Raw genomic sequence first — 18,886 nt, 5'->3', positions numbered from 1 at the left:
TGGCAGGGTATGCTTATTTCCGCATTTTCCGATGAGGGATAAAGATGAGCAAACCACCTCTTTTCTTTATTGTTATCATTGGCTTAATTATCGTCGCCGCATCGTTTCGTTTTATGCAACAACGACGGGAAAAAGCTGATAATGATATAGCGCCACTCCAGCAAAAGCTGGTGGTAGTGAGCAATAAGCGGGAAAAACCGATTAACGATCGCCGTTCGCGCCAGCAGGAAGTGACACCGGCTGGTACCAGCATGCGCTATGAGGCGAGCTTCAAACCGCAAAGCGGAGGAATGGAACAGACCTTTCGCCTCGACGCCCAGCAGTACCATGCCCTGACAGTGGGCGATAAAGGTACGCTGAGCTATAAAGGAACGCGCTTTGTCAGCTTTGTCAGCAAACAATAAGGTTATTTTTTAACTTTAAATTTCTTCTGCCAGACCAGCAGTTCAAACACGCCGAAAAGGAAAATCCGCACCTTTTCGGCGGTGGTCATCTGCGGGCCATCTTTCGGCAAAGTGGATTTCAATAGCGCCAGCTGCATACCATGCATCAGCACGGTAAAAATCAGCGCCACGTTAACGAAAATATTCAGCGGACGCGGGAAGGGATGCACCAGGTTGAGGATTAAAAATCCCCAAACGCAGAGCATTAACACACGACCAATATTAATCAACATCACTTTCTCCTTGTGCTTCGCGTTGATACAGCCGATAAGCCACCTGACCCGCCACTTTTTCCCGATGTAATGACCAGTTCGCCGGAACAGTGGGCAGACCGTTTTCGACTTCGCTTTCGACATAAATCAGGGCTTCGTCAGCCAGCCAGCCGTTATCTTCCAGTAAATTTATCGTCTCTTCTAACAAGCCACGGCGGAACGGTGGATCGACAAAAACGATATTATGCGGTGTGCCTTTTTGCGCCAGGAATGACATCGCGTTGCTGTTCACCACGCGTGCATTACCTGCTTTTAGTGTCGCCAGATTCTTAATTAACTGTTGAGAAACCGCGCGATCCATCTCAATCAACGTGGCCCCCGCAGCGTAGCGCGATAACGCTTCCAGCCCCAGCGCGCCGCTCCCGGCGAAGCAATCCAGACATTGGGCGTCAACAATGACCGGAGCCAGCCAGTTAAACAACGTTTCGCGTACGCGGTCGGTGGTGGGGCGCAGACCTGGACTATCAGGAACCGGGAGTTTACGGCCTCGCCACTGCCCGCCAATAATGCGGATTTGGCCGCTGCCGGAATGATTCGGTTTTTTCATGATAAATTGCTCAATCCGCCAGATAACACATACTTGCAGGCGGTGATGTGAATTAAGTTAAGTGATAGACTATTTCATCATTTTTTTAGCTGCTATGTACATAGCGTTAACGCTGTGCCATGAAGCAACAGCGAGGAGTGTAGTCGCAAATGGCGAAAGAAAAAAAACGTGGCTTTTTTTCCTGGCTGGGCTTTGGTCAAAAAGAGCAGACCCCGGAAAAAGAGACAGAAGTCCAGAACGAACAACCGGTTGTAGAAGAAATCGTTCCGGCGCAAGAGCCTGCGAAGGCTTCTGAACAAGCCGTTGAAGAGCAGCCGCAGGCGCATACTGAAGCCGAGGCGGAAACTTTTGCTGCCGACGTTGTGGAAGTTACTGAACAGGTTGCTGAAAGTGAAAAAGCGCAGCCTGAAGCTGTTGCTGAACCGGAAGTTATTACTGAGCCGGAAACGATAGTTGAAGAAACGCCAGCGTCAGTCATTGAACCTGAAGTTACGCCAGAGCCTGTGGCTATCGAGCGTGAAGAGCTGCCGTTGCCGGAAGACGTCAAAGCCGAAGAGGTTTCGCCAGAAGAGTGGCAGGCCGAAGCGGAAACCGTAGAGATTGTCGAAGCGGCGGAAGAAGAAGCGGCTAAAGACGAAATCACCGACGAAGAGCTGGAAGCACAGGCGCTGGCTGCCGAAGCGGCAGAAGAGGCGGTGATGGTGGTTCCTCCGGCAGAAGAAGAGCAGCCGGTGGAAGAAATCGCTCAGGAGCAGGAAAAACCGACCAAAGAAGGTTTCTTCGCGCGCCTGAAACGCAGCCTGTTAAAAACCAAAGAAAACCTCGGTTCCGGATTTATCAGCCTGTTCCGCGGTAAAAAAATCGACGATGATCTGTTTGAAGAATTGGAAGAGCAATTGCTCATCGCCGATGTGGGCGTGGAAACCACGCGTAAAATTATCACCAATCTGACAGAAGGTGCGACCCGCAAGCAGCTACGTGATGCCGAGGCGCTCTATGGCCTGCTGAAAGAAGAGATGGGCGAGATTCTGGCGAAAGTCGATGAACCGCTGAACGTTGAAGGTAAAACGCCGTTCGTGATCCTGATGGTGGGCGTCAACGGTGTGGGTAAAACCACGACGATTGGTAAGCTGGCGCGTCAGTTTGAGCAGCAGGGTAAATCAGTGATGCTGGCGGCGGGCGATACTTTCCGTGCAGCAGCGGTTGAACAGCTTCAGGTCTGGGGTCAGCGCAACAATATTCCGGTGATTGCCCAGCATACCGGTGCGGATTCCGCTTCTGTTATCTTCGACGCCATTCAGGCCGCTAAAGCGCGTAACATCGACGTTCTGATTGCCGATACCGCCGGACGCCTGCAGAACAAATCGCACTTGATGGAAGAGTTGAAGAAAATCGTCCGCGTGATGAAGAAACTCGACGTTGAAGCTCCGCATGAAGTTATGCTGACTATCGACGCCAGTACCGGGCAGAATGCAGTAAGCCAGGCCAAACTGTTCCACGAAGCCGTTGGCTTAACCGGCATCACGCTAACGAAACTGGACGGCACGGCGAAAGGCGGGGTAATTTTCTCGGTGGCTGACCAGTTTGGTATCCCTATCCGCTACATTGGTGTCGGCGAACGTATTGAGGATTTGCGTCCGTTTAAAGCGGACGACTTTATAGAGGCACTTTTTGCCCGAGAGGATTAACAATGATTCGCTTTGAACATGTCAGCAAGGCTTATCTCGGTGGGAGACAGGCGCTGCAGGGCGTTACGTTCCATATGCAGCCGGGTGAGATGGCGTTTCTGACCGGTCATTCCGGCGCAGGGAAAAGTACCCTCCTGAAGCTGATCTGTGGGATTGAGCGGCCCAGCGCCGGGAAAATCTGGTTTAGCGGCCATGACATCACGCGTCTGAAAAACCGTGAAGTTCCGTTTCTGCGCCGCCAGATTGGCATGATTTTCCAGGATCACCATCTACTGATGGACCGTACTGTCTACGATAACGTGGCGATCCCGCTGATTATCGCCGGTGCCAGCGGTGACGATATTCGTCGTCGTGTATCGGCGGCGCTGGATAAAGTCGGGCTACTGGACAAAGCGAAGAACTTCCCTATTCAGCTTTCCGGCGGTGAACAACAGCGTGTTGGCATTGCCCGCGCGGTGGTGAACAAGCCCGCGGTACTGCTGGCGGATGAACCGACCGGTAACCTTGACGACGCGTTGTCAGAAGGAATTCTACGTCTGTTTGAAGAATTCAACCGCGTTGGGGTAACCGTATTGATGGCAACGCACGACATCAACCTGATTTCGCGGCGTTCCTATCGCATGCTCACCCTGAGCGATGGTCACTTGCATGGAGGCGTGGGCCATGAATAAGCGCGATGCAATCAATCATATCCGGCAGTTTGGCGGGCGTCTGGATCGCTTCCGTAAATCGGTCGGCGGCTCTGGCGACGGCGGTCGTAATGCGCCGAAACGCGCGAAATCCTCGCCAAAACCGGTAAACCGCAAAACTAACGTTTTCAACGAACAGGTGCGCTATGCTTTCCACGGCGCTTTGCAGGATCTGAAAAGCAAACCGTTCGCCACGTTTTTAACGGTGATGGTTATCGCCATCTCTCTGACGCTGCCCAGCGTCTGTTATATGGTGTACAAAAACGTTAACCAGGCGGCGACGCAGTATTATCCGTCACCGCAAATCACCGTTTATCTGCAAAAAACGCTGGACGATGACGCCGCTGCGGGCGTGGTGGCACAGTTGCAGGCCGAGCAAGGTGTAGAGAAAGTAAACTATCTTTCTCGTGAAGACGCACTGGGCGAGTTCCGTAACTGGTCTGGTTTTGGTGGTGCGCTGGATATGCTGGAAGAAAACCCGCTTCCGGCAGTGGCGGTGGTAATCCCGAAACTCGATTTTCAGGGGACCGAGTCACTGAATACCTTGCGCGATCGTATCACCCAGATCAACGGCATTGACGAAGTGCGAATGGATGACAGCTGGTTTGCCCGTCTGGCGGCGTTGACCGGGCTGGTCGGGCGCGTTTCGGCAATGATCGGCGTATTGATGGTGGCGGCAGTGTTCCTCGTCATCGGTAACAGTGTGCGTCTGAGCATCTTTGCTCGCCGTGACTCCATTAACGTACAGAAACTGATTGGTGCGACAGATGGTTTCATCCTGCGCCCATTCCTGTACGGTGGCGCATTGCTGGGATTTTCTGGCGCATTGCTGTCATTAATTTTGTCGGAAATTCTGGTCCTGCGTTTGTCTTCGGCGGTTGCGGAAGTGGCACAGGTTTTCGGAACGAAGTTTGATATCAATGGCTTATCTTTCGATGAATGTCTGCTTTTGCTGCTGGTGTGTTCGATGATTGGCTGGGTGGCAGCCTGGCTTGCCACGGTACAACATTTACGCCACTTTACGCCTGAATAATAAAAGCGTGTTATACTCTTTCCCTGCAATGGGTTCCGTAGCAGGGAAAGAGACCCCGTTGTCTCTTCCCGGTATTTCATCTCTATGTCACATTTTGTGCGTAATTTATTCACAGCGTTGCATTGAACTTGTGGATAAAATCACGGTCTGATAAAACAGTGAATGATAACCTCGTTGCTCTTAAGCTCTGGCACAGTTGTTGCTACCACTGAAGCGCCAGAAGATATCGATTGAGAGGATTTGAATGACTGACAAAATGCAAAGTTTAGCTTTAGCCCCAGTTGGCAACCTGGATTCCTACATCCGGGCAGCTAACGCGTGGCCGATGTTGTCGGCTGACGAGGAGCGGGCGCTGGCTGAAAAGCTGCATTACCATGGCGATCTGGAAGCAGCAAAAACGCTGATCCTGTCTCACCTGCGGTTTGTTGTTCATATTGCTCGTAATTATGCGGGCTATGGCCTGCCACAGGCGGATTTGATTCAGGAAGGTAACATCGGCCTGATGAAAGCAGTGCGCCGTTTTAACCCGGAAGTGGGTGTGCGCCTGGTCTCCTTCGCCGTTCACTGGATCAAAGCAGAGATCCACGAATACGTTCTGCGCAACTGGCGTATCGTCAAAGTTGCGACCACCAAAGCGCAGCGCAAACTGTTCTTCAACCTGCGTAAAACCAAGCAGCGTCTGGGCTGGTTTAATCAGGATGAAGTCGAAATGGTGGCCCGTGAACTGGGCGTAACCAGCAAAGACGTACGTGAGATGGAATCGCGTATGGCGGCACAGGACATGACCTTTGACCTGTCTTCCGATGACGATTCCGACAGCCAGCCGATGGCTCCGGTGCTCTATCTGCAGGATAAATCGTCCAACTTTGCCGACGGCATTGAAGATGATAACTGGGAAGAGCAGGCGGCAAACCGTCTGACCGACGCGATGCAGGGCCTGGATGAGCGTAGCCAGGACATTATCCGCGCACGCTGGTTGGACGAAGACAATAAGTCCACGTTGCAGGAACTGGCTGACCGTTACGGCGTTTCCGCTGAGCGTGTGCGCCAGCTGGAAAAGAACGCGATGAAAAAACTTCGCGCTGCCATTGAAGCGTAATTACCGCTGTTAAGCAGAGAACCCTGGATGAGAGTCCGGGGTTTTTATTTTTTGGACCTCTGCAATACTCAATGACCCCCTCCGGCAAAACGCCAATCTCCACGCAGATTGTTAATAAACTGTCAAAATAGCTATTCCAATATCATAAAAATCGGGTATGTTTTAGCAGAGTATGCTGCTAAAGCACGGGTAGCCATGCATAAAACGAAATAAAGTGCTGAACAACAACATCACAATACACGTAATAACCAGAAGAATGGGGATTCTCAGGATGAATATAAAGGGTAAAGCGTTACTGGCAGGATGTATCGCGCTGGCATTCAGCAATATGGCTCTGGCAGAAGATATTAAAGTCGCGGTCGTGGGCGCAATGTCCGGTCCGGTGGCCCAGTATGGCGACCAGGAGTTTACTGGCGCAGAGCAGGCAGTTGCGGATATTAACGCTAAAGGCGGCGTGAAAGGCAACAAACTGCAAATCGTAAAATATGACGATGCCTGTGACCCGAAACAGGCGGTCGCGGTGGCGAACAAAGTCGTTAACGACGGCATTAAATATGTCATTGGCCACCTCTGTTCTTCATCAACGCAGCCAGCGTCTGACATCTACGAAGACGAAGGCATTTTAATGATCACCCCAGCGGCAACCGCGCCAGAGCTGACCGCCCGTGGCTATCAGCTGATCCTGCGCACCACCGGTCTGGACTCCGACCAGGGGCCGACGGCGGCGAAATATATTCTTGAGAAGGTGAAACCGCAGCGTATTGCTATCGTCCACGACAAACAGCAATACGGCGAAGGTCTGGCGCGAGCGGTGCAGGACGGCCTTAAGAAAGGCAATGCTAACGTGGTGTTCTTTGATGGCATCACCGCCGGGGAAAAAGATTTCTCAACGCTGGTGGCGCGTTTGAAGAAAGAGAATATCGACTTCGTTTACTACGGTGGTTACCACCCGGAAATGGGGCAGATCCTGCGTCAGGCACGCGCGGCAGGGTTGAAAACCCAGTTTATGGGGCCGGAAGGCGTGGCTAACGTCTCGCTGTCTAACATTGCGGGCGAATCAGCGGAAGGGTTGCTGGTAACCAAGCCGAAGAACTACGATCAGGTTCCGGCGAACAAACCAATTGTTGACGCGATCAAAGCGAAAAAACAGGACCCAAGCGGCGCGTTCGTCTGGACCACCTACGCCGCGCTGCAATCTTTGCAGGCGGGCCTGAATCAGTCTGACGATCCGGCTGAAATCGCCAAATACCTGAAAGCGAACTCCGTGGATACCGTGATGGGGCCGCTGACCTGGGATGAGAAAGGCGATCTGAAAGGCTTTGAGTTCGGCGTATTTGACTGGCACGCCAACGGCACGGCGACCGATGCGAAGTAATCATTAATCGGCAACTTTGGGTTGCCGCCAAATTGCTAATATCGAGTACGCATGCTTCATGCCGGATGCGGCGTAAACGCCTTATCCGGCCTACAAGATCCAAAGAAATCAGTAAATTGCAGCACACATTGTAGGCCTGATAAGCGTAGCGCATCAGGCAATTTCTCGTTGGTCATCACTTTTGAAATCAAACTTGACGATTAACGCTTCTCCCAGCCGCCCTGTTGTGCCGTAAACCCCAGCGCCTGCATAAACGCCGTCATCACGCCGCGATCTTCCACGCCTGCATCCGCCATCCACCAGCCTGAAACGCCAGGATTGTTACGCAAAACCTCTTCCAACAGATATTGCCCCACACCGCGACGTCGGGTGACTTCCCGCACGCGCAGGGAATCCAGTGCCCCCTCGGTGCCGTTTAAGGTTACCCGCACGGCCGCGAGCAGGCGCTCGTTAAAACGCGCGGCGTAGATACGGTGGTTATCGTCAACCTGTAAAGAGGAAGGGGAGTACTCCGGCCAGATCTTTTGCAGATCAATCCGGTCCTGGTCGCTAAAGTGTTCTAATCGAATGATGGTCAGCTTCATGGGGAACCCGTGTAAATCACAAAAGTGGAACCAGTGTAGCGAAATAATTTAATCGGAGGCTTTCTCTTTTTTATTTCTTTTGGCAGGTGATTAATTTTTTAACAGCAATAATTACAAATTAAAAACATTAGAGAATGAAAAATGTCCAGCATAATCCCCTGAATGGTAGTGAATTATTCCGCCCTTTGTACCGTTATTTTATGCTGACAACGGCGCTTTTTTCTGTTTATCTATCAATAAATTCAGAATATTATCTGTTCTTAATCGACTGAAAAATAGGGATTTTAATCGCTATTATCACAAAACACTGCGCTAAACCCTTAATCCGACAGGCAAAAACAGTGCAGTATAAAAAAAGTACAGTCTGATTTGTTAACACATAAAAACAAAGCAACACAACATCACGAATGGGGATTTTTGACTATGAAACGGAATGCGAAAACTATCATCGCAGGGATGATTGCACTGACAATTTCACACACTGCTATGGCCGACGATATTAAAGTTGCCGTTGTCGGCGCGATGTCCGGTCCGATTGCCCAGTGGGGCGATATGGAATTTAACGGCGCGCGTCAGGCGATTAAAGACATTAATGCCAAAGGGGGAATTAAAGGCGATAAGCTGGTGGGCGTGGAATATGACGACGCCTGCGACCCGAAACAAGCCGTTGCGGTCGCCAACAAAATCGTTAACGACGGCATTAAATACGTTATTGGTCATCTGTGTTCCTCTTCTACCCAACCTGCATCAGATATCTACGAAGATGAAGGTATTTTGATGATCTCGCCGGGGGCGACCAACCCGGAGCTGACTCAACGCGGTTATCAACACATCATGCGTACTGCCGGGCTGGACTCTTCCCAGGGGCCAACAGCGGCAAAATACATTCTTGAGACGGTGAAGCCCCAGCGCATCGCCATCATTCACGACAAACAACAGTATGGCGAAGGGCTGGCGCGTTCGGTGCAGGACGGATTGAAAGCAGCCAATGCCAACGTCGTCTTCTTCGACGGTATTACCGCTGGTGAGAAAGATTTCTCCGCGCTGATCGCCCGCCTGAAAAAAGAAAACATCGACTTCGTTTACTACGGCGGTTACTACCCGGAAATGGGGCAGATGCTGCGCCAGGCCCGTTCCGTTGGCCTGAAAACTCAGTTTATGGGGCCGGAAGGGGTGGGTAATGCGTCGCTGTCGAACATTGCTGGTGATGCCGCCGAAGGTATGTTGGTCACTATGCCAAAACGCTATGACCAGGACCCGGCAAACAAAGGCATCGTTGATGCGCTGAAAGCAGACAAGAAAGATCCGTCCGGACCTTATGTCTGGATCACCTACGCGGCGGTGCAATCTCTGGCGACTGCCCTTGAGCGTACCGGCAGCGATGAGCCGCTGGCGCTGGTGAAAGATTTAAAAGCTAACGGTGCAAACACCGTGATTGGGCCGCTGAACTGGGATGAAAAAGGCGATCTTAAGGGATTTGATTTTGGTGTCTTCCAGTGGCACGCCGACGGTTCATCGACGGCAGCCAAGTGATCATCCCACCGCCCGTGAAATGCGGGCGGTTTTAGAAAGGTTACCTTATGTCTGAGCAGTTTTTGTATTTCTTGCAGCAGATGTTTAACGGCGTCACGCTGGGCAGTACCTACGCGCTGATAGCCATCGGCTACACCATGGTTTACGGCATTATCGGCATGATCAACTTCGCCCATGGCGAGGTTTATATGATCGGCAGCTACGTCTCTTTTATGATCATCGCCGCACTGATGATGCTGGGCATTGATACCGGCTGGCTGCTGGTGGTGGCGGGATTCGTCGGCGCAATCGTCATTGCCAGCGCCTACGGCTGGAGTATCGAACGGGTGGCCTATCGCCCGGTGCGTAACTCTAAACGCCTGATTGCGCTCATCTCGGCAATCGGCATGTCCATCTTCCTGCAAAACTACGTCAGCCTGACCGAAGGTTCGCGCGACGTGGCGCTACCCAGCCTGTTTAACGGTCAGTGGGTTGTGGGCCATAGTGAAAACTTCTCTGCCTCTATTACCACCATGCAGGCGGTGATCTGGATTGTTACCTTCCTCGCCATGTTGGCGCTGACAATTTTCATCCGCTATTCCCGCATGGGGCGCGCCTGTCGTGCTTGCGCGGAAGATCTGAAAATGGCGAGCCTGCTTGGCATCAACACTGACCGGGTGATTGCGCTGACCTTTGTGATTGGCGCGGCGATGGCGGCGGTGGCAGGTGTGCTGCTCGGTCAGTTCTATGGCGTAATTAACCCCTACATCGGCTTTATGGCCGGGATGAAAGCCTTTACTGCTGCGGTGCTCGGTGGGATTGGCAGTATTCCGGGAGCGATGATTGGCGGTCTGATCCTGGGGATTGCGGAAGCGCTCTCTTCTGCCTATCTGAGTACGGAATATAAGGATGTGGTTTCATTTGCCCTGCTGATTCTGGTGCTGCTGGTGATGCCGACCGGTATTCTGGGTCGCCCGGAGGTAGAGAAAGTATGAAACCGATGCATATTGCAATGGCGCTGCTCTCTGCCGCCATGTTCTTTGTTCTCGCGGGCGTCTTTATGGGTGTGCAACTGGAGCTGGACGGCACCAAACTGGTGGTCGACACGGCTTCAGACATCCGTTGGCAGTGGGTGTTTATTGGCACGGCGGTGGTCTTTTTCTTCCAGCTTGTGCGACCTGCGTTTCAGAAAGGGTTGAAAAGCGTTTCCGGACCGAAGTTTATTCTGCCCGCAATTGATGGTTCCACGGTGAAGCAAAAGCTGTTCCTCGTCGCACTGCTGGTGCTTGCGGTGGCGTGGCCGTTTATGGTGTCGCGCGGGACGGTGGATATCGCCACCCTGACCATGATCTACATTATCCTCGGCCTCGGGTTGAACGTGGTGGTGGGGCTGTCTGGCTTACTGGTACTGGGTTACGGTGGTTTTTACGCCATCGGCGCTTACACCTTTGCCTTGCTCAATCACTATTACGGTCTTGGCTTCTGGACCTGTTTGCCGATTGCCGGGTTGATGGCGGCGGCGGCGGGCTTCCTGCTCGGCTTCCCGGTGTTGCGTTTACGTGGCGACTATCTGGCGATCGTTACTCTCGGTTTCGGCGAAATTGTGCGCATATTGCTGCTCAATAACACGGAAATCACCGGCGGTCCGAACGGAATCAGTCAGATCCCGAAACCGACACTCTTCGGACTCGAGTTCAGTCGCACCGCCCGCGAAGGCGGCTGGGATACGTTCAGCAATTTCTTTGGCCTGAAATACGACCCGTCCGATCGCGTCATCTTCCTCTACCTGGTGGCGTTACTGTTGGTGGTGTTAAGCCTGTTTGTCATTAATCGCTTACTGCGGATGCCGCTGGGCCGCGCCTGGGAAGCGTTGCGTGAAGATGAAATCGCTTGTCGTTCGCTGGGCTTAAGCCCGCGTCGTATCAAGCTGACTGCCTTTACCATCAGCGCTGCGTTTGCCGGTTTTGCCGGAACGCTGTTCGCGGCGCGTCAGGGATTTGTCAGCCCGGAATCCTTCACCTTTGCCGAATCGGCGTTTGTGCTGGCGATAGTGGTGCTCGGTGGTATGGGCTCGCAATTTGCGGTGATTCTGGCTGCAATTTTGCTGGTGGTGTCGCGAGAGTTGATGCGTGATTTCAACGAATACAGCATGTTAATGCTCGGTGGTTTGATGGTGCTGATGATGATCTGGCGTCCGCAGGGCTTGCTGCCCATGACGCGCCCGCAACTCAAGCTGAAAAACGGCGCAGCGAAAGGAGAGCAGGCATGAGTCAGCCATTATTATCTGTTAACGGCCTGATGATGCGCTTCGGCGGCCTGCTGGCGGTGAATAACGTCAATCTTGAACTGTACCCGCAGGAGATCGTCTCGTTAATCGGCCCTAACGGTGCCGGAAAAACCACGGTTTTTAACTGCCTGACCGGTTTCTACAAACCCACCGGCGGCACTATTTTACTGCGCGATCAGCATCTGGAAGGTTTGCCCGGCCAGCAAATCGCCCGCATGGGCGTGGTGCGCACCTTCCAGCATGTGCGTCTGTTCCGTGAAATGACGGTGATTGAAAACTTGCTGGTGGCGCAGCATCAGCAACTGAAAACCGGGCTGTTCTCCGGCCTGTTGAAAACGCCTTCTTTCCGCCGCGCCCAGAGCGAAGCCCTCGACCGTGCCGCAACCTGGCTTGAGCGCATTGGTTTGCTCGAACACGCTAACCGTCAGGCGAGTAACCTGGCCTACGGTGACCAGCGCCGTCTGGAGATCGCCCGCTGCATGGTAACGCAGCCGGAGATTTTAATGCTCGACGAACCAGCGGCAGGTCTTAACCCGAAAGAAACCAAAGAGCTGGATGAGCTGATTGCCGAACTGCGTAACCATCACAACACCACTATTTTGTTGATTGAACACGATATGAAACTGGTGATGGGGATTTCAGACAGAATTTACGTGGTCAATCAGGGGACGCCACTGGCAAACGGTACGCCTGAGCAAATCCGTAATAACCCGGACGTGATCCGTGCCTATTTAGGTGAGGCATAAGATGGAAAAAGTCATGTTGTCCTTTGACAAAGTCAGTGCCCACTACGGCAAAATCCAGGCGCTGCATGAGGTGAGCCTGCATATCAATCAGGGCGAAATTGTCACGCTGATTGGCGCGAACGGGGCGGGGAAAACCACCTTGCTCGGCACGTTATGTGGCGACCCGCGCGCCACCAGCGGGCGAATTGTGTTTGATGATAAAGACATTACCGACTGGCAGACGGCGAAAATCATGCGCGAAGCGGTGGCGATTGTCCCGGAAGGACGTCGCGTCTTCTCACGCATGACGGTGGAAGAGAATCTGGCGATGGGCGGCTTTTTTGCTGAACGCGACCAGTTCCAGGAGCGCATAAAGTGGGTCTATGAACTGTTTCCACGTCTGCATGAGCGCCGTGTTCAGCGGGCGGGCACCATGTCCGGCGGTGAGCAGCAGATGCTGGCGATTGGTCGCGCGCTGATGAGCAACCCGCGTTTATTGTTGCTTGATGAGCCATCGCTCGGTCTTGCGCCGATTATCATCCAGCAAATTTTCGACACCATCGAGCAACTGCGCGAGCAGGGGATGACTATCTTCCTCGTCGAGCAGAACGCCAACCAGGCGCTAAAGCTGGCAGATCGCGGCTATGTGCTGGAAAACGGTCATGTCGTGCTTTCCGATACCGGCGACGCGCTACTGGCGAATGAAGCGGTGAGAAGTGCGTATTTAGGCGGGTAATAACACGTTGATTGATAAGGAGTCAAAAGACTCCTTTGAGACAGGTTACAAATGTAAAATTGCCTGATGCGCTGCGCTTATCAGGCCTACTGGGTGAGTTGCAATATATTGAATTTGCACGATCTTGTAGGCCGGATAAGGCGTTTACGCCGCATCCGGCATGAAACGATGAGCAATCTGTAGAGTTTGATTCAGACCTTCTATTTTTCCCGCTTATCCGTGCCCCATCTCCCAATTTCCCTCACCTACGCCGTCACTGCCTTGTCATCTTTCTGACACCTTACTATCTTACAAATGTAACAAAAAAGTTATTTTTCTGTAATTCGAGCATGTCATGTTACCCCGCGAGCATAAAACGCGTGAATTCGCGCATTCGGTACAACAAGAGAGATAAACGATGAAACCGTTACATTATACAGCTTCAGCACTGGCGCTCGGACTGGCGTTAATGGGGAATGCACAGGCAGTGACGACCATTCCGTTCTGGCATTCTATGGAAGGGGAACTGGGTAAAGAGGTGGATTCTCTGGCCCAACGTTTTAACGCCGAAAACCCGGATTACAAAATTGTACCGACCTATAAAGGCAACTACGAACAGAATTTAAGTGCGGGGATTGCCGCATTTCGTACCGGCAACGCGCCGGCTATTTTGCAGGTTTATGAAGTTGGCACCGCCACCATGATGGCGTCGAAAGCCATTAAACCGGTGTATGACGTGTTTAAAGAAGCGGGGATTCAATTCGATGAGTCGCAGTTTGTGCCGACGGTTTCAGGCTACTACTCTGACAGCAAAACCGGTCACTTACTCTCCCAGCCGTTCAACAGCTCGACTCCCGTTCTCTATTACAACAAAGACGCCTTCAAGAAAGCGGGGTTAGACCCGGAACAGCCGCCGAAAACCTGGCAGGATCTGGCAGACTATGCCGCGAAACTGAAAGCCTCTGGTATGAAGAGCGGCTACGCCAGCGGCTGGCAGGGCTGGATCCAACTGGAAAACTTTAGCGCCTGGAACGGTCTGCCGTTTGCCAGCAAAAACAACGGCTTTGACGGCACGGACGCGGTGCTTGAGTTCAACAAGCCGGAGCAGGTGAAACACATCGCCATGCTCGAAGAGATGAACAAGAAGGGCGATTTCAGTTACGTAGGGCGTAAGGATGAATCTACCGAGAAGTTCTATAACGGTGATTGCGCGATGACGACCGCCTCTTCGGGTTCTCTTGCCAACATTCGCGAGTACGCCAAATTCAACTACGGCGTAGGCATGATGCCGTACGACGCCGATGCGAAAGATGCGCCACAAAACGCCATTATCGGCGGGGCCAGCCTGTGGGTGATGCAGGGCAAAGATAAAGAAACTTACACCGGCGTGGCGAAGTTCCTCGACTTCCTCGCGAAGCCAGAAAACGCTGCCGAGTGGCATCAGAAAACCGGTTATCTGCCAATCACCAAAGCGGCGTATGACCTGACCCGTGAGCAGGGCTTTTACGAGAAAAACCCCGGGGCGGATACCGCGACGCGTCAGATGCTGAACAAGCCGCCGTTGCCGTTCACCAAAGGGCTGCGTCTGGGCAATATGCCGCAGATCCGCGTGATTGTGGATGAAGAGCTGGAAAGCGTGTGGACCGGTAAGAAGACGCCACAGCAGGCGCTGGATACCGCTGTTGAGCGTGGGAACCAGTTACTGCGCCGCTTTGAGAAATCTACGAAGTCTTAACCAGTGAAATGTCGGATGCGTTTCGCTTATCTGACCTGGCATCGCGTGTAGGCCGGATAAGCGAAGCGCATCCGGCACAGTTCAGGAATTAACCGTAATGTCATCATCCCGTCCGGTGTTCCGCTCGCGCTGGCTGCCTTATTTGCTGGTCGCGCCGCAGCTTATCATCACCGTTATCTTTTTTATCTGGCCTGCGGGCGAAGCGTTGTGGTACTCGCTACAAAGCGTCGATCCGTTTGGCTTTTCCAGCCAGTTTGTCGGCCTGGATAACTTCGTCACGCTGTTTCATGACAGCTACTATCTCGACTCCTTCTGGACGACGATAAAATTCAGCACCTTTGTCACCGTCAGCGGTTTGCTGGTGTCGCTGTTCTTCGCGGCGCTGGTGGAGTACATCGTGCGCGGCAGCCGTTTCTATCAAACCTTAATGCTGCTGCCGTATGCCGTGGCCCCCGCCGTTGCCGCCGTATTGTGGATCTTCCTGTTTAACCCTGGTCGCGGGCTGATCACTCATTTTCTCGCTGAGTTCGGCTACGACTGGAACCATGCGCAAAACAGCGGTCAGGCAATGTTCCTGGTGGTGTTTGCCTCAGTATGGAAGCAAATCAGCTACAACTTTCTGTTCTTCTATGCCGCGCTGCAATCCATTCCCCGTTCGTTGATTGAAGCCGCAGCCATCGACGGTGCAGGCCCGATTCGCCGCTTCTTTAAGATTGCGCTGCCGCTGATTGCGCCGGTGAGTTTCTTCCTGCTGGTGGTGAACCTGGTATACGCCTTCTTCGATACCTTCCCGGTGATCGATGCCGCCACGTCCGGCGGGCCGGTTCAGGCCACCACGACGCTGATTTATAAGATCTATCGTGAAGGCTTTACTGGACTGGATCTGGCTTCGTCTGCCGCGCAGTCGGTGGTGTTGATGTGCCTCGTCATCGTGCTGACGGTGGTGCAGTTCCGCTATGTTGAAAGCAAGGTGCGTTACCAATGATTGAGAACCGTCCGTGGCTGACAATATTCAGCCATACCATGCTGATCCTCGGGATCGCGGTGATCCTCTTCCCGCTGTACGTGGCGTTTGTCGCGGCGACGCTGGATAAACAGGCCGTCTACGCCGCGCCGATGACGCTCATCCCCGGCACGCATCTGTTGGAAAACATCCACAACATCTGGGTGAACGGGGTAGGCACAAATAGCGCGCCGTTCTGGCGGATGTTGCTTAACAGCTTCGTGATGGCGTTCAGCATTACGCTCGGCAAGATTACCGTCTCGATGCTCTCGGCATTTGCCATTGTCTGGTTTCGTTTTCCGCTGCGTAACCTCTTCTTTTGGATGATTTTTATCACCCTGATGCTGCCAGTTGAAGTGCGTATCTTCCCGACAGTAGAAGTCATCGCCAACCTGAACATGCTCGACAGCTACGCTGGTTTAACGCTGCCGCTGATGGCCTCGGCAACTGCTACCTTCCTGTTCCGCCAGTTCTTTATGACGCTGCCGGATGAGCTGGTGGAAGCCGCGCGGATCGACGGCGCGTCACCAATGCGTTTCTTTTGCGACATCGTTTTTCCGCTGTCGAAAACCAATCTGGCGGCGCTGTTTGTGATCACTTTTATTTACGGCTGGAACCAGTATTTGTGGCCGTTGTTGATTATTACCGATGTTGATCTCGGCACCACCGTGGCAGGAATCAAAGGGATGATCGCTACAGGCGAAGGCACCACGGAATGGAATTCGGTGATGGCGGCGATGTTGTTAACGCTTATCCCTCCGGTGGTGATTGTTTTAGTGATGCAGCGTGCCTTCGTGCGCGGCCTGGTCGATAGTGAGAAATAAGATGGCAGGACTGAAATTACAGGCAGTAACCAAAAGCTGGGATGGCAAAACCCAGGTCATTAAACCGCTGACCCTTGATGTGGCGGATGGCGAATTTATCGTGATGGTCGGGCCGTCTGGCTGCGGGAAATCCACGCTGCTGCGCATGGTTGCCGGGCTGGAGCGGGTCACCGAAGGCGATATCTGGATTAACGACCAACGCGTGACCGAAATGGAGCCGAAAGATCGCGGGATTGCGATGGTGTTCCAGAACTACGCGCTTTATCCGCATATGAGTGTCGAAGAAAACATGGCGTGGGGGCTGAAAATTCGCGGCATGGGCAAGCAACAAATTGCCGAGCGTGTTAAAGAAGCGGCGCGCATTCTGGAGCTGGATGGCCTGCTCAAGCGCCGTCCGCGTGAGCTTTCTGGCGGTCAGCGTCAGCGTGTAGCGATGGGCCGTGCGATTGTGCGCGATCCGGCGGTGTTCCTGTTTGATGAGCCGCTCTCTAACCTCGATGCCAAGCTGCGCGTTCAGATGCGCCTTGAGCTGCAACAACTGCACCGTCGCCTGAAAACGACTTCACTCTACGTTACTCACGATCAGGTTGAGGCGATGACGCTCGCTCAGCGGGTAATGGTGATGAACGGCGGCGTTGCCGAACAGATTGGCACGCCAGTTGAAGTCTACGAAAAGCCCGCCACTCTGTTTGTGGCGAGTTTTATCGGCAGTCCGGCGATGAACCTGCTGACAGGCCGCGTGAATAACGAAGGCACGCATTTCGAACTGGATGGCGGTATCGCGCTACCGCTAAACGGTGGCTACCGTCAGTATGCCGGGCGTAAAATGACTCTTGGCATTCGCCCGGAACATATTGCGTTCAGCTCGCAGGCAGAAGGCGGCATACCGCTGGTGATGGACACGCTGGAGATCCTCGGCGCAGATAACCTGGCGCACGGACGCTGGGGCGAACAGAAGCTGGTGGTGCGACTGGTGCATCAGGAGCGCCCGACGGCAGGCAGCACGCTGTGGCTGCATCTGCCGGAAAATCAGCTACATCTTTTTGATGGTGAAACAGGACAACGAGTATGAGTAACTGGCCTTATCCCCGCATCGTCGCCCACCGTGGCGGCGGTAAACTGGCCCCGGAAAACACCCTGGCGGCAATCGACGTTGGGGCAAAATACGGTCATAAGATGATCGAATTTGACGCGAAGTTATCGAAAGATGGTGAGATCTTCCTGCTTCATGACGACAATCTCGAACGCACCAGCAACGGCTGGGGCGTCGCGGGCGATCTGAACTGGCAGGATTTACTGCGCGTGGATGCAGGCAGTTGGTACAGCAAAGCGTTTAAAGGTGAGCCGCTGCCGTTGCTTTCGCAGGTGGCGGAACGCTGCCGTGAACATGGGATGATGGCAAATATTGAAATCAAACCCACCACTGGCACTGGTCCATTAACGGGCAAAATGGTATCGCTGGCGGCGCGCGAACTGTGGGCTGGTATGACGCCGCCGCTGCTGTCATCGTTTGAGATTGATGCTTTAGAAGCCGCACACCAGGCTGCACCGGAACTGCCGCGCGGTTTGTTGCTGGATGAGTGGCGCGACGACTGGCGCGAACTGACCACGCGGCTGGGCTGCGTCTCTATTCATCTCAATCATAAGTTGCTCGATAAAGCGCGAGTGATGCAGTTGAAAGACGCTGGACTACGGATTCTGGTTTATACCGTCAACAAACCCCAGCGTGCGGCAGAGTTGCTGCGCTGGGGCGTGGATTGCATCTGTACCGATGCGATTGATGTGATTGGCCCGAACTTTACGGCCCAATAGTTTTCAACGGAATATCAGGCTGCGGCGTGCTGGGCTGATTCAGCATGTCGCCGTTTCTCCTCTCCGGCAACATATGCTGCTGATTCAACGAACTATCCGGATTACGGTTGCTGTTTAACATCCCGCCGTTGGTGTTGGGCAGCATTTGCTGCCGGGCGGGATTTAGCTCCCCCGGCTGTGACTGCAATACCCGCTGCGAGTTGCTATTAAGCTGATTTTCTAAATGCTGCTGTTGTAATTGCGTCTGAGTTTTCAGTTGCTGATTCAGCATCCCTTTTTGCTGGATTTGCTGCGTTTGCATTTGAGTTTGCATCCGCTGCTGGCTGGGGATCTGATATCCCGGTTGGTTGGGGTTATTCAGAGTATTAATGGGCTGTGCAAAGCCGACAAAAGGCAGGAGTGCCGTCAAAAGCAGAAGTCGTTTCATCGCGTATCCTCCTCTGAAGATATTCTTTAAGTTTACTCCTTTCCTGCAATCATCAGGATTAATTCAGAGTTATATACCAGGCTTAGCTGGGGTTGCCCCTTAATCTCTGGAGAATA

20 protein-coding genes are annotated in these 18,886 nt (G+C 53.1%); 16 read left to right on the top strand and 4 right to left on the bottom strand.

Features of this window, described 5'->3' with window-relative positions:
* Window positions 1-44 precede the first annotated feature (44 nt).
* Window positions 45-404: a DUF2500 domain-containing protein gene (locus QUF14_RS21285; RefSeq protein ID WP_000042870.1), complete on the top strand. Its 360-nt coding sequence runs from the start codon at window positions 45-47 to the stop codon at window positions 402-404.
* Window positions 405-406: 2 nt separating this feature from the next.
* On the opposite strand, the gene QUF14_RS21280 is transcribed toward QUF14_RS21285, so the two are convergent.
* Both QUF14_RS21280 and rsmD read right to left on the bottom strand, forming a co-directional pair.
* The gene (locus QUF14_RS21280) at window positions 407-676 is read right to left on the bottom strand and encodes a DUF1145 family protein (RefSeq protein ID WP_002432827.1); all 270 of its coding nucleotides are present in this window, start codon (window positions 674-676) and stop codon (window positions 407-409) included.
* Window positions 666-1,262 carry a 16S rRNA (guanine(966)-N(2))-methyltransferase gene (gene rsmD / locus QUF14_RS21275; RefSeq protein WP_000743195.1) on the bottom strand — a complete coding sequence of 199 codons (597 nt, stop codon included), beginning with the start codon at window positions 1,260-1,262 and terminating at the stop codon, window positions 666-668. Before rsmD ends, QUF14_RS21280 begins: the two co-directional genes overlap by 11 nt.
* Before the next feature lie 149 nt (window positions 1,263-1,411).
* On the opposite strand from rsmD, the gene ftsY reads away from it, so the two are divergent.
* The 5 genes from ftsY to livJ all read left to right on the top strand — a co-directional run bounded on the left by ftsY (window position 1,412) and on the right by livJ (window position 7,146).
* Window positions 1,412-2,950 carry a signal recognition particle-docking protein FtsY gene (gene ftsY / locus QUF14_RS21270; protein ID WP_001040621.1) on the top strand — a complete coding sequence of 513 codons (1,539 nt, stop codon included), beginning with the start codon at window positions 1,412-1,414 and terminating at the stop codon, window positions 2,948-2,950.
* A 2-nt stretch (window positions 2,951-2,952) separates the two neighbouring features.
* On the top strand, window positions 2,953-3,621 hold the full coding sequence (ftsE, locus tag QUF14_RS21265; protein ID WP_000617723.1) for a cell division ATP-binding protein FtsE: 669 nt from the start codon (window positions 2,953-2,955) through the stop codon (window positions 3,619-3,621).
* Window positions 3,614-4,672: a permease-like cell division protein FtsX gene (gene ftsX / locus QUF14_RS21260; protein WP_001042003.1), complete on the top strand. Its 1,059-nt coding sequence runs from the start codon at window positions 3,614-3,616 to the stop codon at window positions 4,670-4,672. The genes ftsE and ftsX overlap by 8 nt, the downstream gene beginning before the upstream one ends.
* A gap of 244 nt (window positions 4,673-4,916) precedes the next feature.
* On the top strand, window positions 4,917-5,771 hold the full coding sequence (gene rpoH, locus QUF14_RS21255) for an RNA polymerase sigma factor RpoH (protein WP_000130217.1): 855 nt from the start codon (window positions 4,917-4,919) through the stop codon (window positions 5,769-5,771).
* Between the two features lie 271 nt (window positions 5,772-6,042).
* Window positions 6,043-7,146 carry a branched chain amino acid ABC transporter substrate-binding protein LivJ gene (gene livJ / locus QUF14_RS21250; RefSeq protein ID WP_001022009.1) on the top strand — a complete coding sequence of 368 codons (1,104 nt, stop codon included), beginning with the start codon at window positions 6,043-6,045 and terminating at the stop codon, window positions 7,144-7,146.
* Between the two features lie 200 nt (window positions 7,147-7,346).
* Here livJ and panM read toward each other — a convergent pair whose 3' ends face one another.
* Entirely contained in the window at window positions 7,347-7,730 is a 384-nt protein-coding gene (gene panM / locus QUF14_RS21245; protein WP_000778764.1) for an aspartate 1-decarboxylase autocleavage activator PanM, read from the bottom strand.
* A 423-nt stretch (window positions 7,731-8,153) separates the two neighbouring features.
* On the opposite strand from panM, the gene livK reads away from it, so the two are divergent.
* The 10 genes from livK to ugpQ all read left to right on the top strand — a co-directional run bounded on the left by livK (window position 8,154) and on the right by ugpQ (window position 18,343).
* A complete protein-coding gene (gene livK, locus QUF14_RS21240; RefSeq protein WP_001353622.1) occupies window positions 8,154-9,263 on the top strand; it encodes a high-affinity branched-chain amino acid ABC transporter substrate-binding protein LivK in 1,110 nt (369 codons plus the stop codon).
* A gap of 47 nt (window positions 9,264-9,310) precedes the next feature.
* Window positions 9,311-10,237 carry a high-affinity branched-chain amino acid ABC transporter permease LivH gene (gene livH, locus QUF14_RS21235; protein WP_001295101.1) on the top strand — a complete coding sequence of 309 codons (927 nt, stop codon included), beginning with the start codon at window positions 9,311-9,313 and terminating at the stop codon, window positions 10,235-10,237.
* The gene (gene livM / locus QUF14_RS21230; RefSeq protein WP_000803807.1) at window positions 10,234-11,511 is read left to right on the top strand and encodes a branched chain amino acid ABC transporter permease LivM; all 1,278 of its coding nucleotides are present in this window, start codon (window positions 10,234-10,236) and stop codon (window positions 11,509-11,511) included. The genes livH and livM overlap by 4 nt, the downstream gene beginning before the upstream one ends.
* Window positions 11,508-12,275: a high-affinity branched-chain amino acid ABC transporter ATP-binding protein LivG gene (gene livG / locus QUF14_RS21225; protein WP_000082101.1), complete on the top strand. Its 768-nt coding sequence runs from the start codon at window positions 11,508-11,510 to the stop codon at window positions 12,273-12,275. The genes livM and livG overlap by 4 nt, the downstream gene beginning before the upstream one ends.
* 1 nt (window position 12,276) lies before the next feature.
* Window positions 12,277-12,990: a high-affinity branched-chain amino acid ABC transporter ATP-binding protein LivF gene (gene livF / locus QUF14_RS21220; RefSeq protein ID WP_000416895.1), complete on the top strand. Its 714-nt coding sequence runs from the start codon at window positions 12,277-12,279 to the stop codon at window positions 12,988-12,990.
* Between the two features lie 397 nt (window positions 12,991-13,387).
* Window positions 13,388-14,704 carry a sn-glycerol-3-phosphate ABC transporter substrate-binding protein UgpB gene (gene ugpB, locus QUF14_RS21215; RefSeq protein WP_100733862.1) on the top strand — a complete coding sequence of 439 codons (1,317 nt, stop codon included), beginning with the start codon at window positions 13,388-13,390 and terminating at the stop codon, window positions 14,702-14,704.
* A gap of 97 nt (window positions 14,705-14,801) precedes the next feature.
* Window positions 14,802-15,689 carry a sn-glycerol-3-phosphate ABC transporter permease UgpA gene (gene ugpA, locus QUF14_RS21210; RefSeq protein WP_000099288.1) on the top strand — a complete coding sequence of 296 codons (888 nt, stop codon included), beginning with the start codon at window positions 14,802-14,804 and terminating at the stop codon, window positions 15,687-15,689.
* Window positions 15,686-16,531, top strand: a complete 846-nt coding sequence (gene ugpE / locus QUF14_RS21205) for a sn-glycerol-3-phosphate ABC transporter permease UgpE (RefSeq protein WP_000572172.1) — start codon at window positions 15,686-15,688, stop codon at window positions 16,529-16,531. Before ugpA ends, ugpE begins: the two co-directional genes overlap by 4 nt.
* A 1-nt stretch (window position 16,532) precedes the next feature.
* A complete protein-coding gene (gene ugpC, locus QUF14_RS21200; RefSeq protein WP_000907802.1) occupies window positions 16,533-17,603 on the top strand; it encodes a sn-glycerol 3-phosphate ABC transporter ATP binding protein UgpC in 1,071 nt (356 codons plus the stop codon).
* Window positions 17,600-18,343: a glycerophosphodiester phosphodiesterase gene (gene ugpQ / locus QUF14_RS21195; RefSeq protein ID WP_000073567.1), complete on the top strand. Its 744-nt coding sequence runs from the start codon at window positions 17,600-17,602 to the stop codon at window positions 18,341-18,343. The genes ugpC and ugpQ overlap by 4 nt, the downstream gene beginning before the upstream one ends.
* Here the strand turns inward: ugpQ and QUF14_RS21190 are convergent.
* The gene (locus tag QUF14_RS21190; protein WP_000826138.1) at window positions 18,330-18,770 is read right to left on the bottom strand and encodes a DUF2756 family protein; all 441 of its coding nucleotides are present in this window, start codon (window positions 18,768-18,770) and stop codon (window positions 18,330-18,332) included. The two genes, ugpQ and QUF14_RS21190, sit on opposite strands and share 14 nt — an antisense overlap.
* Window positions 18,771-18,886 lie beyond the last annotated feature (116 nt).

The organism is Escherichia sp. HH091_1A (assembly GCF_030295175.1).
Lineage (GTDB): Bacteria > Pseudomonadota > Gammaproteobacteria > Enterobacterales > Enterobacteriaceae > Escherichia > Escherichia coli_F.
This window is presented reverse-complemented; position numbering and strand designations above follow the sequence as displayed.

Excerpts from the sequence above, each read along its gene's own strand:
- QUF14_RS21280 (WP_002432827.1), bottom strand. The coding sequence starts at position 676 with ATGTTGATTAATATTGGTCGTGTGTTAATGCTCTGCGTTTGGGGATTT.
- rsmD (WP_000743195.1), bottom strand. The coding sequence starts at position 1,262 with ATGAAAAAACCGAATCATTCCGGCAGCGGCCAAATCCGCATTATTGGC.
- ftsE (WP_000617723.1), top strand. The coding sequence starts at position 2,953 with ATGATTCGCTTTGAACATGTCAGCAAGGCTTATCTCGGTGGGAGACAG.
- livK (WP_001353622.1), top strand. The coding sequence starts at position 8,154 with ATGAAACGGAATGCGAAAACTATCATCGCAGGGATGATTGCACTGACA.
- livH (WP_001295101.1), top strand. The coding sequence starts at position 9,311 with ATGTCTGAGCAGTTTTTGTATTTCTTGCAGCAGATGTTTAACGGCGTC.
- panM (WP_000778764.1), bottom strand. The coding sequence starts at position 7,730 with ATGAAGCTGACCATCATTCGATTAGAACACTTTAGCGACCAGGACCGG.
- livJ (WP_001022009.1), top strand. The coding sequence starts at position 6,043 with ATGAATATAAAGGGTAAAGCGTTACTGGCAGGATGTATCGCGCTGGCA.
- livF (WP_000416895.1), top strand. The coding sequence starts at position 12,277 with ATGGAAAAAGTCATGTTGTCCTTTGACAAAGTCAGTGCCCACTACGGC.
- ugpB (WP_100733862.1), top strand. The coding sequence starts at position 13,388 with ATGAAACCGTTACATTATACAGCTTCAGCACTGGCGCTCGGACTGGCG.
- ugpA (WP_000099288.1), top strand. The coding sequence starts at position 14,802 with ATGTCATCATCCCGTCCGGTGTTCCGCTCGCGCTGGCTGCCTTATTTG.
- ugpC (WP_000907802.1), top strand. The coding sequence starts at position 16,533 with ATGGCAGGACTGAAATTACAGGCAGTAACCAAAAGCTGGGATGGCAAA.
- rpoH (WP_000130217.1), top strand. The coding sequence starts at position 4,917 with ATGACTGACAAAATGCAAAGTTTAGCTTTAGCCCCAGTTGGCAACCTG.
- ugpQ (WP_000073567.1), top strand. The coding sequence starts at position 17,600 with ATGAGTAACTGGCCTTATCCCCGCATCGTCGCCCACCGTGGCGGCGGT.
- ftsX (WP_001042003.1), top strand. The coding sequence starts at position 3,614 with ATGAATAAGCGCGATGCAATCAATCATATCCGGCAGTTTGGCGGGCGT.
- ugpE (WP_000572172.1), top strand. The coding sequence starts at position 15,686 with ATGATTGAGAACCGTCCGTGGCTGACAATATTCAGCCATACCATGCTG.
- livG (WP_000082101.1), top strand. The coding sequence starts at position 11,508 with ATGAGTCAGCCATTATTATCTGTTAACGGCCTGATGATGCGCTTCGGC.
- QUF14_RS21190 (WP_000826138.1), bottom strand. The coding sequence starts at position 18,770 with ATGAAACGACTTCTGCTTTTGACGGCACTCCTGCCTTTTGTCGGCTTT.
- QUF14_RS21285 (WP_000042870.1), top strand. The coding sequence starts at position 45 with ATGAGCAAACCACCTCTTTTCTTTATTGTTATCATTGGCTTAATTATC.
- ftsY (WP_001040621.1), top strand. The coding sequence starts at position 1,412 with ATGGCGAAAGAAAAAAAACGTGGCTTTTTTTCCTGGCTGGGCTTTGGT.
- livM (WP_000803807.1), top strand. The coding sequence starts at position 10,234 with ATGAAACCGATGCATATTGCAATGGCGCTGCTCTCTGCCGCCATGTTC.